This window comes from Streptomyces sp. NPDC026092, assembly GCF_040638605.1.
Lineage (GTDB): Bacteria > Actinomycetota > Actinomycetes > Streptomycetales > Streptomycetaceae > Streptomyces.
Genome location: NZ_JBEZYN010000011.1, coordinates 201,209 through 212,731 on the forward strand (window position 1 = coordinate 201,209; position 11,523 = coordinate 212,731).

Here is an 11,523-nt window from a genome sequence, read left to right on the forward strand (position 1 = left end):
CGTCAACTCTGAGCGCAGAACCGTTCTGGCGTGGAGGCGACGATGCCGACTGCCCGTGAGGCCCTGTTGAACGCCGCCCACGCGGCACTCACGGGGCTGCCCTGGTCCGCGGTCCGGATGGTGGACGTCGCCTCCGCCGCCGGCGTCTCCCGGCAGACCCTGTACAACGAGTTCGGCTCCAAGGAGGGCATGGCCAGGGCGCTCGTACGGCGCGAGGCCGACGCGTACCTCCAGGGCGTCGAGCGGGTCGTCGCCGCGCCGGCCCCGCCCCGGCGGAACCTGGCCGCCGTCGCCGAGTGGACCGTCTCCGAGGCCTTCACGCGCCCCGTCCTGCGGGCCCTGCTCACCGGCTGCTGGGGCGAGCGGCTCCCCGTGCCCCGCCCCGCGAGAGCCGGAGCCCGCGCCTCCGCCGTCCCCGCCCAGCGCCGCGCCGACGCGGGCGTGCCGTCCCCCGCCGACCTGCTCGGGCTCGCCCGCGACCGGGCGGTGACGGCGCTGCGCGGCGACCAGGGGGAGGACGTACGGCGGTCCTGCGAGGTCGTCCTGCGGCTCGCCCTCTCGTACGTCGTCGCCCCCGCCCCCATCGTGGGGCCGCAGGACGGTCAGTGGGCGGAGCCGGAGAGCTGGAGCCCGACGACCCCGACGATGACCAGCGTGATCGACACGATCTTCAGCGTGGACACCACGTCGCCGAGGAAGATCATTCCGTAGATCGCCGTCCCGGCCGCGCCGATGCCGGTCCACACCGCGTACGCGGGGCCCACGTCCAGCTTGCGCAGGGCGAGCGTCAGGAGTCCGAAGCTGCCGAGGGCGAAACAGGCGAAGGCGACGGTGGGCCACAGGCGGGTGAATCCGTGCGAGAGCTTGAGGCAGACCGCGAACCCCGTCTCCAGGATTCCCGCGACCACCACCAGCAGCCACGCCATCGTCAGTGCCTCCCACGCCGTCGGTGACTGCTTCGTCGCACTTGGTGCGATTATGCACTTACCAACTCCTGCGAGCCGCAAACGTGCGCGACTCAGTCGCCTTCGCGTCGCTCCCGCGTGGCGAGCAGCCGCCGCAGCGAATACAGCCGGGCCGGATCGGCGTGCCCCTCGGCCACCCACGTGTCCAGCGCGCAGTCCGGCTCGTCGTGGCTGCAGGCCCGCGGACAGTTCTCCGTACCGGGGACCAGATCGGGGAAGGCGAGGATCACCCGGGACGGGTCGACGTGGTGGAGGCCGAAGGAGCGCACGCCGGGAGTGTCGATCACCCAGCCGCCCTCCTTGTCGTTGAGCGGGAGCGCGAGCGCCGATGTGGTGGTGTGCCGGCCGCGCCCGGTGACCGCGTTGACATGGCCCGTGGTCCGCCGCCTGTCCTCCGGGACCAGCGCGTTGACCAGCGTCGTCTTGCCGACTCCGGAGTGCCCGACGAACGCGGTCGTACGCCCCTTGAGGTGCTCGTGGACCCGCTCGGCGGCGACCCCGTCCACGAACTCGTCGCGCGTGGTCACCACGTACGGGACACCGAGCGCGCCGTACATCTCCAGGAGCTCGTCGGGCTTGGCCAGGTCCGACTTGGTCAGGACGAGGAGCGGGGTGAGCCCGCCGTCGTACGCGGCGACCAGACAGCGGTCGATGAGCCGGGGGCGGGGCTCGGGGTCGGCGAGCGCGGTGACGATCGCGAGCTGGTCGGCGTTGGCGACCACCACCCGCTCGTACGGGTCGTCGTCGTCGGCCGTACGGCGGAGCACGGAGGTGCGGTCACCGATCCGTACGATCCGGGCCAGCGTGTCCTTCTCGCCGGAGAGATCGCCCACGAGGGAGACCCGGTCGCCGACGACGGCGGCCTTGCGTCCCAGCTCGCGCGCCTTCATCGCCAGGACCGCGCGGTCGTCGACGAGGACGGTGAGCCGGCCCCGGTCCACGGTGAGGACCATGCCCTCGACCGCGTCCTCGTGCTTGGGACGGATGCTGGTACGGGGACGGTTGCCCTTGCGGTTGGGCCGCTGGCGGATGTCGTCCTCGTCGGTGCGCTTCCCGTAGTGCCGCATGGCTCAGGCTCCGAGCATTTCGGTCCACATCCTGGGGAAGTCGGGCAAGGTCTTGGCCGTCGTCGCCACGTTCTCGATCTCCACTCCCTCGACCGCGAGGCCGATGATCGCGCCCGCCGTCGCCATCCGGTGGTCGTGGTACGTGTGGAAGACGCCGCCGTGCAGCGGGCGCGGGCGGATGACGAGCCCGTCCTCGGTCTCGGTGACGTCGCCGCCGAGCTCGTTGATCTCCTTGGTCAGGGCGGCGAGGCGGTCCGTCTCGTGCAGGCGCAGATGGGCGACTCCGCGGAGCGTGGACGGGGAGTCGGCGAGCGCCGCGACCGCCGCGATGCCGGGGGTCAGCTCGCCGACCTCGCTCAGGTCCACGTCGATGCCGTGGATCCGGCCGGTGCCGGTGAAGGTGAGACCGGCCTCGGTCAGCTCGCAGGAGCCACCCATCTCGGTGAAGATCTCCCGCAGCGCGTCACCGGGCTGGGTGGTCCTGGCCGGCCAGTCGGGGACGGTCACCCGGCCGCCGGTGACCAGGGCCGCGGCCAGGAACGGCTGGGCGTTCGAGAGGTCGGGCTCGACGGTCAGGTCGCGGCCGAGCAGCGCGGACGGGGAGACCCGCCAGACGTTCGGCTCGCCGCCGGTCTCCGGCTCGTCGACCTGGGCGCCGACGCCGCGGAGCATGTCGACGGTCATCCGGATGTGCGGCATGGAGGGGAGCTTCGCGCCCACGTGACGTACCTCCACCCCCTGGTTGAAGCGGGGCGCGGAGAGCAGCAGCGCGCTGACGAACTGGGAGGACGAGGAGGCGTCGATCTCCACCGGGCCGCCGTCGAGCGCCCCGCCGCCGTGCACGGTCATCGGCAGCGCGCCGCGGCCGTCGTCGTCGATCCGGGCGCCGAGCGCGCGCAGGGCGTCGATCACACCGTGCAGCGGGCGCTCGTGGGAGCGGGCGTCGCCGTCGAAGCGGACCGGGCCGTCGGCGAGGGCCGCGACCGGGGGCAGGAAGCGCATGACCGTACCGGCGTTGCCGACGTCCACGGTCGCCGGGCCGCGCAGCCCGGCCGGGATGATCCGCCAGGCCTCGCCCGTACCGTCCGGGCCGACGCCCTCCTCGATCTTGACGCCCAGCGTGCGCAGGGCCTCCGCCATCAGGAGCGTGTCGCGGGAGCGCAGCGGGCGGCGCAGCCAGCCGGGCTCGGCGGCGAGCGCGGCGAGGACCAGACCGCGGTTGGTGACCGACTTCGATCCGGGCACGGTGACGGTCGCGTCGACGGCACCGCTGGCATGGGGCGCGGGCCAGGGGTCGGTGTGCAGGTCGGCGTGCGAGGAGGTTTCGGTCATGCCCTCACTTTAGTGGGGCACGCGGCGGCTACAGCCCGAGCAGCCAGCGGCCTCCGCCGATCAGGGAGCAGATCGACACCGCGTGGAAGAAGAAGAGCCAGAGCGCCGGGGGGACATGGGTGAGCCGGGCGAGCTGGTCGGCGTCCGAGTCCGGCGCACCGCCGTGCCGCCGCTTGCTCTGCAGCTCGAAGACCGGGCGCACCCCGCCGACGAGCAGGAACCAGACGACGGCGTACGCGAACGCCGACTGCACGTCAGGGCCGGTGAGCCAGGAGACGAGGAGGAAGGCGGCGCCCGTGAGGAGAACGGTGAAGATCCCGTACAGGTTCCGGACCATCAGCAGCATGGCGAGGAGGAGCGCGGTCGCGAGCCAGAGCAGGAGCGTGGTCCGGTGGTCGGCGAGCAGCCAGGCGCCGCCGAGGCCGAGCAGCGGGGCGGCGGTGTAGCCGGCGGCGGCGGTGAGGATCATGCCGAGGCCGGTGGGGCGACCGCGCGAGACGGTGAGACCGCTGGTGTCCGAGTGGAGCCGGATGGACTGCAGGCGGCGCCCGGTGACGAGGGCGATGAGGCCGTGGCCACCTTCGTGGGCGATGGTGATGGCGTTGCGGGAGAGCCGCCATATCGCGCGGGGCACGGTGACGATGAGGGCGGCTATCGCGGTGGCGATGACCAGCCATTCCTCAGGGGCGGGCTGGGTGCCGAGGACTTCGTTCATTTTTCGGACTGGCTCCTCGGCGTCGTCGGGGATCGTGGCAGTGTGGCACGTATGTGCGGACGGTATGCAGCGAGTCGGGCGCCTCAGGACTTGGTGGGCGTCTTCGGAGTCGAGAAGTGGGAGCCCGAGGAGACCCTCGCTCCGGACTGGAACGTGGCTCCGACGAAGGAGGTCTACGCGGTTCTGGAGCGTCCTCTGAAAGACGCGGAATCGCGGCGGCCGGTTCGCCAGATGCGGGCACTGAAGTGGGGGCTCGTGCCGTCCTGGTCGAAGTCGCCGGAGGGGGCGGCCCGGATGATCAACGCGCGGGCGGAGACGCTGGCGGAGAAGCCGTCCTTCAAGAAGGCCTTCGCGGCGCGGCGGTGCATCCTGCCGGCGGACGGCTACTACGAGTGGGTCACCGGGTCGGGGGAGCGGGACCTGGAGGTCGAGGGGAAGAAGAAGCGGCCTCGGAAGCAGCCGTACTTCGTGACGCCGGCGGACGGGTCGGTCTTCGCCATGGCGGGTCTTTACGAGTTCTGGCGGGACCGGACCGTGGCGGACGGGGATCCGCTGGCGTGGTGGGTGACGTGCTCGGTCATCACGACGGAGGCGGAGGCGGGCCCGCTGGGCGTGGCGCCCGCGGAGGGCCCCGGCTCGCTCGCGGAGATCCACCCGCGCATGCCGCTGATGCTGACCCCGGACCGCTGGGACGCGTGGCTCGACCCGCACCGCACGGACCTGGACGAACTCCAGGACCTCCTCGCGGCACCCCCGGAGGGCCTGATGCGGGCGTACCCGGTCGCGACGGCGGTCAGCAACGTCCGCAACAACGGCCCGGACCTCCTGACGGAACTGGAGGGCCCGGAGGTGGGCACGCTGTTCTGACGGTGCGGCTTCGCCCCGAGCCGAGCGCGGCAGGCACGCGCTGTCGGCGAGGAGCGGCACCATGGGCCTATGAGTCGTAGCGAGATGGTGGGGACCGAGGTCGGGGACGCGCGGGTCACCTGGTTCGTCGGGGAGAAGGCCTGGGTCGTGCTCGCGCTATCCCATGGGGCCGGGGGTGGGATCGAGGCTCGGGATCTTCAGGCGATCGCCGCGGAGCTGCCCGCCCAAGGGGTGACCGTCGCGCTGGTCGAGCAGCCTTGGCGGGTGGCCGGGAAGAAGGTGGCGCCTGCGCCCAAGACGCTTGATGTGGGGTGGCGGGGGGTTTGGCCCGCCCTTGTCGCGCCCGGGCTGCCCGTGATCGCCGGGGGGCGGTCCGCCGGGGCTCGGGTTGCTTGTCGGACCGGGAAGGAGCTGGGTGCCCTCGCCGTGCTCGCGTTGAGTTTTCCGCTGCATCCGCCCGGCAAGCCCGAGAAGTCCCGGGCCGACGAACTCCTCGGGACCGGGCTGCCCACCCTCGTCGTCCAGGGCGGCAACGACTCCTTCGGGAAGCCCGAGGAGTTCCCCGAAGGGGCGTATCGGATGGTTGACGTGCCCTATGGGGATCACGGCTTCGCCGTTGCCAAGCGTGCGCCCGTCACGCCCGACGAGACCCTTGATCGGATCGTGCGGGGTGTCGGCTCGTGGGTCTCGTCGATTCGGGGGTGAGCCCGGGAATGCCCGGCACGTGCCCACGGTTGTGACCCATGTCGGTGTGAGAGCAAGGAAGAGGGAGTCCGTCGCATGGGTTCGACCATCTGCCCCGAGCGCGCGCAGGCCGCTGACCTCGACTGGACGGTCCTGCCCGCTCCCAAGACCGCCCCTATTCGGGCGGCGGGCGGAGCGGTTCCTCGTCTATCCTCCGAAACGAGCGGGTCCGCCTTCGGATTCGCCGCAGCGCTGGAGGAGGTGGGTCCGGTCACTGGGACCGACACAGGGACCGACGACGGCCCGGAGGAGACGACCGCGGAGCGCAACGCGCGCTTCGAGCGGGACGCCCTCGGCTACCTCGACCAGATGTACTCCGCCGCCCTGCGCATGACGCGCAACCCCGCAGACGCCGAGGACCTGGTCCAGGAGACGTACGCCAAGGCGTACGGATCGTTCCACCAGTTCCGCGAGGGTACGAACCTGAAGGCCTGGCTGTACCGCATCCTGACCAACACCTTCATCAACTCGTACCGCAAGAAGCAGCGTGAGCCCCAGCGCAGCGCCGCCGAGGAGATCGAGGACTGGCAGCTCGCCCGCGCCGAGTCGCACATGTCGACCGGACTGCGGTCCGCCGAGTCGCAGGCGCTCGACCACCTGCCGGACTCGGACGTCAAGGAAGCGCTGCAGGCGATCCCCGAGGAATTCCGCATCGCCGTCTATCTCGCCGATGTAGAGGGCTTTGCGTACAAGGAGATCGCGGACATCATGGGGACACCCATCGGTACCGTCATGTCCCGACTGCACCGGGGACGCCGCCAGTTGCGCGGCATGCTCGAGGACTACGCCCGCGACCGCGGGCTCGTGCCCGCGGGCGCCGGAGAGTCGTCGAACGATCGGAAAGGCTCGGGCTCATGAGCTGCGGAGAGCCGCATGAGACGGACTGCTCGGAGGTCCTGGACCACCTCTACGAGTTTCTCGACAGAGAGATGCCCGACAGTGACTGCACCAAGTTCGAGGTCCACTTCGAGGAGTGCTCCCCGTGCCTGGAGAAGTACGGCCTGGAACAGGCGGTGAAGAAGCTCGTCAAGCGCTGCTGCGGCAGTGACGACGTGCCCACCGACCTGCGGGCCAAGGTGATGGGCCGGATCGACCTGATCCGCTCCGGCGAGCTGGTGCCCGAGAAGGACATCACGGCCACCGCCCAGGAGTAGATCCCCTTCGTGTGACGAGGGCCGCCGCGAACGCATCGCGGCGGCCCTCACGCATACATCAGCTTGTATCACCCGATGGTGCGAATCGGCCGGGGGCCGCCCGCGCACCGCCCCCAACTCGCTAGCGTGACTGGCGTGATGGGCGTGAAGGCGATTCCGCGAGCGGCACGTGTGTACATCGGCGTGGCCCTTCTCGCCGCCGCCGCGTGCGCGCTCCCGGCGCTGCGCCCCGGCGCGCACACCGCGTGGGGCGCCGTCGCGCTGCTCGCCGCCCTGTACGCGCTCTGCGAGCTCCCCGCGCGCTGCCGGCTCCTCGGCCGGGTGCTCGGCGGCTCGGTGCCCATGGGCGCCGGCTCCTTCTTCCCGGTCCTGCTCGCCTCGGCCCTCCTCCTGCCGCCCTCCGCCGCCGCGCTCACCGCGCTGCCCGGCGCCCTGCTCGCCCGGGTGGAGCAGCGGCCCGCCGGGGTGCGCCGGGCCTGGCGGACGGCCCAGCTCCTGATCTCCGTCTCGGCCGCCGCGTACGTCGCCGGGGCCCTGGGCAGCCGCGAGGCGCTCGGCAGGGGGCCGGACGCCCCCGACTTCCCGTACGCCCTGCTCCCGGCGGCCGCCTCCGCGCTCACCTTCTGCCTGGTCCTGACCGCCCTCGACGGCGGGGTCAGGATCGCCGCCGACCGGATCCCGCCCCGCACCGCCTGGCAGGGGCTCCTCGGCCGGACGCTCGCCCCGCACGCCGTGCACGGCCTCGCCGGGCTGATGATGGCGGTGCTCTGGCGGAGCACGTACGGGCCGGTCGCCGCGCTCTTCGTCCTGCTGCCCATGTACATCTCCTGCTGGGTCTTCGCCCAGTACCACCGCGAGCGCGCCGCCCACCAGGCGACGATCCGCGCGCTCGTGCAGGCCGTCGACATCAAGGACCGGTACACCCGCGGGCACAGCGAACGGGTGGGGCAGGCCTCCGCGCTGATCGCCCAGGAGCTGGGCCTGGCCGACGAGCGTCTGGAGATCCTCCGCTTCGCGGGGATCCTGCACGACGTGGGCAAGCTCGGCGTACCGACCAGGATCCTGCGGAAGGACGGGCCGCTGACGCCCGGGGAGCGCAGGGTCATCGAGCTGCACCCGGAGTACGGCCACGAGATGGTCCGGGGCATCGGCTTCCTCGGGGAGGCCCGGGCGGCGATCCTGCACCACCACGAGAAGATGGACGGCAGCGGATACCCGTACGGGCTCAGCGGGGAGCAGATCCCCGAGTTCGCCCGGGTGGTCGCGGTCGCCGACGCCTTCGACGCGATGACCTCGACCCGCTCCTACAGCAGGGGCCGGCCCGTCGAGGCGGCCGTGGCGGAGCTGGAGCGGTGCGCGGGCTCGCACTTCGACCCCCGGATGGTCGCCGCGCTCGTCCAGGCCCTCGACCGGCACGGCTGGCAGACCGCCGTCACGGCGGACGAGCCCTGCACACCGGCCGCCACACCCGCCACACCGCCGGTCCCGCAGACACGTGTCCCCGCGCCCGCACCCGTACCGCCCGCCTCCGCGCCCCCCGCCCCCGCCGCGCCCCCCGGTGGCCGCCCGTGAAGGCCGGGGCGCCGATCGTCGGGATCGTCCGCGGCGCCGCCCTCGCGCTCACCGTCGCCGGGTTCGGGGCCACGCTCTGGAGCGGGGTCAGCGAGCCCGGCAACGCGCTCGCGTTCGGCGTGCTCATCGCGGTCGGCGAGCTGGCCCGCTGGGGCGCCCTGCCCGGGGACCGGGAGCCCGCGCCGCTCGCGACCGCCGGAGCCCTCGCGTACGCCCTGCTCGGCGAGCAGGCGGGGACGGCGACCACCCACGGCGTCCTCCAGATCGTCGCCGTCGTCGTCGCCGGCGGGCTCGTCGGGATCGTCCCGCACATCGCCCGCGGCGTCGGCCCCGACCTCGACCACCAGGCCCGCCGCATCCTCACCGTCGGCTTCGCCGCCCTCTGCTTCCAGCCGCTCTACAACTCCGGCGAGGTGAGCGAGCGCCTCGGCCGCGGCCCCGCCTACGCCCTCTTCCTCGTGCTCCTCCTCGTCCTCACCGCCCTGTGCGACGCCGTCCTCGCCGCCCTGATGCTCCGCGCCCGCAAGGGGTACCCCTACGGCCCGCTCCTCCGCGACGAGCTGCGGGCCCTGATCGGCATCGGCTCCGCCGTCTGCGCCACCGGCACCGTCATGGCCCTCGGCGTGGCCGCCGCCGGGCTCTGGGCCCTGCCCGTCTTCTGCGTGCCGCTGCTGCTCACCCAGGTCTCCTTCCGGCGGTACGCGGCGGTGCGCACCACCAACCGGCAGACCATCGCCTCGCTCGCCCGCGCCACCGAGATCGCCGGCTGTACCCCACCGGGGCACGCCCGCCGTGTCGCCGCGCTCAGCGCCGCCGTCGGCCGTGAGCTGGGTCTCTCCGGGGCCGATCTGACCGTCCTGGAGTACGCGGCCCTCATGCACGACATCGGGCAGCTCTCCCTCGTCGACCCGGTCCCCGAAGGCGCCACCGCCCTCCTCCCGGCCGAGGAACAGCGCCGGATCGCCATCCTCGGCGGGGCCGTCGTCCGGCAGACCGGTGTCCCCGCCGCCGTGGCCGTCGTCGTGGAGCGGCAGGCCGACCCGTACCGCGACCAACCGGTGCCCGCCCGGATCGTCCGTACCGTCAACGCCTACGACGATCTGGCCGGAACCGGCACGGGCGCGGGGGCCGGCGGGTCGCTCGCAGCCCTCGAACAGCTCCGCCTCGCCACCGCCCGCGACCACCACCCGGACGTGGTGGAATCCCTTGCGAGAGTCCTCGCGAGAGGCGGTGTGACCGGGGGCGTCACCCCTGCTCCTCCTGGGTAACCCATGGGTAATGAGCGCGCGTCCAACCGGGCATGGTTGGATGCGAACAAGAGGGTGAAGCGACCGGCAGGCGGGAATCGTGAGGATCTTCGGGAAGGTACGGCATCGGCCCTCCGCCTCGTGGCGGCAGGCCACCGACCGCGCGTTCACGCTGATCGGTGACGGCCGGTACGAGGACGCGGGCGCGCTGCTCACGCGCGCGGCGGATCTGGAGCCCTGGCTCTCGGAGTCCTGGTTCAACCTGGCGCTGCTGCACAAGTTCCGGCACGACTGGGAGCAGGCCCGGGCCGCCGGGCTGCGCGCTGTCGCCCTGCTCGACAAGGAGACCGGCGCTCCCGACTGGTGGAACGTCGGCATCGCCGCCACCGCGCTCCAGGACTGGCCGCTGGCCCGCCGCGCCTGGCAGGCGTACGGACTGAAGGTGCCCGGCGCCTCCGCCGGGACCGGTGAGCCCGCCGGGATGGAGCTGGGCAGCGCCGCCGTCCGGCTGTCGCCCGAGGGCGAGGCCGAGGTCGTGTGGGGCCGCAGGCTGGACCCCGCGCGGATCGAGGTCCTCTCGATCCCGCTGCCGTCCTCCGGCCGCCGCTGGGGCGAGGTCGTCCTGCACGACGGCGTGCCCAACGGCGAGCGCACGACGAGCGCGGGCCCGTCCTACCCCGTCTTCGACGAGATCGAGCTCTGGGCCCCCTCGCCCGTCCCCACCTGGGTGGTCCTCCTGGAGGCCGCCACCGAGGCCGACCGGGACGCCCTGGAGCAGCTCGCCGCCGACGCCGGGTTCGCCGCCGAGGACTGGTCCTCGTCGGTCCGGCTGCTCTGCCGCGCCTGCTCGGAGTCGACCATGCCCAGCGCCGAGGGCGAGGGCGAGCACCTGGACCCGCACGACCACAGCGAGCCGGGCCACCCCGGGCCGCTCGGCCACCGCTCGCCCGGCGAGCTCTGGGTCCCCGAGCGGGAGTGCGGGATCGCCGCACCCGTCGGCCTGGTCCGCGGGCTGCTCGACGGCTGGGTGGCGGACAGCCCGGACAGCCGTGAGTGGCGTGATCTCGAAGAGGTCTGCTGATCCTTCTGCTGATTCCGCCCAGATCCTGCCCTTAGGCTGTACGGGACCATTGACTGGGGTTCTGAGGAAGGCGTGCGGCGGAATGGCGCAGCAGGAGACTGACGAGCAGATCAACGACGGTTTCGTCGTGGACACGGAGGACTGCGAGGCGCGTGAGCTCGCGTACCGCGAGCGGGGTACGGCGCGTCCGATCACCGTCGTCGGCAACCCGGTGCTGCACCGGGAGTGCAAGGACGTCACCGAGTTCGACGACAAGCTCGCCGCGCTGATCGACGACATGTTCGCCAGCCAGAAGGCCGCCGAGGGCGTGGGCCTGGCCGCGAACCAGATCGGTGTCGACCTCAAGGTCTTCGTCTACGACTGCCCCGACGACGAGGGCGTCCGGCACACCGGCGTCGTCGTCAACCCGGTGCTCCAGGAGCTGCCGGCCGAGCAGCGCGTCCTGGACGAGTCCAACGAGGGCTGCCTCTCCGTCCCGACCGCGTACGCCGAGCTGGCCCGCCCGGACTTCGCCGAGGTGCACGGCCAGGACGCCCAGGGCAACCCGATCAAGGTCCGGGGCACCGGCTACTTCGCGCGCTGCCTCCAGCACGAGACGGACCACCTGTACGGCTTCCTGTACATCGACAAGCTCTCCAAGCGGGACCGCAAGGACGCCCTGCGCCAGATGGACGAGGGCACCCCGCGCTACGAGACCGTCCCCAACGACTGATCCCGTACGCGTACTTGTCCACGGACACGACGAAGGGCCCCCTCCCCCGGAGCGGGGCCCTTCGCCC

Annotated in this window: 13 protein-coding genes; 9 read left to right on the forward strand and 4 right to left on the reverse strand. The window is 72.6% G+C overall.

Annotated features, from left to right (window positions below; all coding sequences use genetic code 11):
• The first annotated feature begins 42 nt into the window (after positions 1-42).
• A complete protein-coding gene (locus AB0F56_RS20145; RefSeq protein ID WP_362011334.1) occupies positions 43-711 on the forward strand; it encodes a TetR/AcrR family transcriptional regulator in 669 nt (222 codons plus the stop codon).
• Here AB0F56_RS20145 and AB0F56_RS20150 read toward each other — a convergent pair.
• The 4 genes from AB0F56_RS20150 to AB0F56_RS20165 all read right to left on the reverse strand — a co-directional run bounded on the left by AB0F56_RS20150 (position 603) and on the right by AB0F56_RS20165 (position 4,079).
• Positions 603-926 carry a multidrug efflux SMR transporter gene (locus tag AB0F56_RS20150; RefSeq protein ID WP_362011337.1) on the reverse strand — a complete coding sequence of 108 codons (324 nt, stop codon included), beginning with the start codon at positions 924-926 and terminating at the stop codon, positions 603-605. The two genes, AB0F56_RS20145 and AB0F56_RS20150, sit on opposite strands and share 109 nt — an antisense overlap.
• A 92-nt stretch (positions 927-1,018) precedes the next feature.
• Positions 1,019-2,032, reverse strand: coding sequence for a ribosome small subunit-dependent GTPase A (gene rsgA / locus AB0F56_RS20155; RefSeq protein ID WP_362011340.1), 1,014 nt, complete (start codon positions 2,030-2,032; stop codon positions 1,019-1,021).
• Between the two features lie 3 nt (positions 2,033-2,035).
• Positions 2,036-3,364: a 3-phosphoshikimate 1-carboxyvinyltransferase gene (gene aroA / locus AB0F56_RS20160; protein ID WP_362011343.1), complete on the reverse strand. Its 1,329-nt coding sequence runs from the start codon at positions 3,362-3,364 to the stop codon at positions 2,036-2,038.
• 28 nt (positions 3,365-3,392) lie between these two features.
• Positions 3,393-4,079: a M50 family metallopeptidase gene (locus AB0F56_RS20165; RefSeq protein WP_362011346.1), complete on the reverse strand. Its 687-nt coding sequence runs from the start codon at positions 4,077-4,079 to the stop codon at positions 3,393-3,395.
• 51 nt (positions 4,080-4,130) lie between these two features.
• On the opposite strand from AB0F56_RS20165, the gene AB0F56_RS20170 reads away from it, so the two are divergent.
• The 8 genes from AB0F56_RS20170 to def all read left to right on the forward strand — a co-directional run bounded on the left by AB0F56_RS20170 (position 4,131) and on the right by def (position 11,456).
• Positions 4,131-4,946 carry an SOS response-associated peptidase gene (locus AB0F56_RS20170; RefSeq protein ID WP_362011349.1) on the forward strand — a complete coding sequence of 272 codons (816 nt, stop codon included), beginning with the start codon at positions 4,131-4,133 and terminating at the stop codon, positions 4,944-4,946.
• A gap of 69 nt (positions 4,947-5,015) precedes the next feature.
• On the forward strand, positions 5,016-5,651 hold the full coding sequence (locus tag AB0F56_RS20175) for an alpha/beta family hydrolase (RefSeq protein WP_362011351.1): 636 nt from the start codon (positions 5,016-5,018) through the stop codon (positions 5,649-5,651).
• 240 nt (positions 5,652-5,891) lie between these two features.
• Positions 5,892-6,548: a sigma-70 family RNA polymerase sigma factor gene (locus tag AB0F56_RS20180; protein WP_362011464.1), complete on the forward strand. Its 657-nt coding sequence runs from the start codon at positions 5,892-5,894 to the stop codon at positions 6,546-6,548.
• On the forward strand, positions 6,545-6,844 hold the full coding sequence (gene rsrA / locus AB0F56_RS20185) for a mycothiol system anti-sigma-R factor (RefSeq protein ID WP_362011354.1): 300 nt from the start codon (positions 6,545-6,547) through the stop codon (positions 6,842-6,844). The genes AB0F56_RS20180 and rsrA overlap by 4 nt, the downstream gene beginning before the upstream one ends.
• A gap of 144 nt (positions 6,845-6,988) precedes the next feature.
• Positions 6,989-8,416, forward strand: a complete 1,428-nt coding sequence (locus AB0F56_RS20190; protein WP_362011467.1) for an HD-GYP domain-containing protein — start codon at positions 6,989-6,991, stop codon at positions 8,414-8,416.
• Positions 8,417-8,439: 23 nt separating this feature from the next.
• The gene (locus AB0F56_RS20195; RefSeq protein ID WP_362011470.1) at positions 8,440-9,684 is read left to right on the forward strand and encodes an HD domain-containing protein; all 1,245 of its coding nucleotides are present in this window, start codon (positions 8,440-8,442) and stop codon (positions 9,682-9,684) included.
• Between the two features lie 79 nt (positions 9,685-9,763).
• Entirely contained in the window at positions 9,764-10,744 is a 981-nt protein-coding gene (locus AB0F56_RS20200; protein WP_260228954.1) for a hypothetical protein, read from the forward strand.
• Between the two features lie 82 nt (positions 10,745-10,826).
• Entirely contained in the window at positions 10,827-11,456 is a 630-nt protein-coding gene (def, locus tag AB0F56_RS20205; protein ID WP_362011357.1) for a peptide deformylase, read from the forward strand.
• Positions 11,457-11,523 lie beyond the last annotated feature (67 nt).

Excerpts from the sequence above, each read along its gene's own strand:
- AB0F56_RS20145 (WP_362011334.1), top strand. The coding sequence starts at position 43 with ATGCCGACTGCCCGTGAGGCCCTGTTGAACGCCGCCCACGCGGCACTC.
- AB0F56_RS20150 (WP_362011337.1), bottom strand. The coding sequence starts at position 926 with ATGGCGTGGCTGCTGGTGGTGGTCGCGGGAATCCTGGAGACGGGGTTC.
- rsgA (WP_362011340.1), bottom strand. The coding sequence starts at position 2,032 with ATGCGGCACTACGGGAAGCGCACCGACGAGGACGACATCCGCCAGCGG.
- aroA (WP_362011343.1), bottom strand. The coding sequence starts at position 3,364 with ATGACCGAAACCTCCTCGCACGCCGACCTGCACACCGACCCCTGGCCC.
- AB0F56_RS20165 (WP_362011346.1), bottom strand. The coding sequence starts at position 4,079 with ATGAACGAAGTCCTCGGCACCCAGCCCGCCCCTGAGGAATGGCTGGTC.
- AB0F56_RS20170 (WP_362011349.1), top strand. The coding sequence starts at position 4,131 with ATGTGCGGACGGTATGCAGCGAGTCGGGCGCCTCAGGACTTGGTGGGC.
- AB0F56_RS20175 (WP_362011351.1), top strand. The coding sequence starts at position 5,016 with ATGAGTCGTAGCGAGATGGTGGGGACCGAGGTCGGGGACGCGCGGGTC.
- rsrA (WP_362011354.1), top strand. The coding sequence starts at position 6,545 with ATGAGCTGCGGAGAGCCGCATGAGACGGACTGCTCGGAGGTCCTGGAC.
- def (WP_362011357.1), top strand. The coding sequence starts at position 10,827 with ATGGCGCAGCAGGAGACTGACGAGCAGATCAACGACGGTTTCGTCGTG.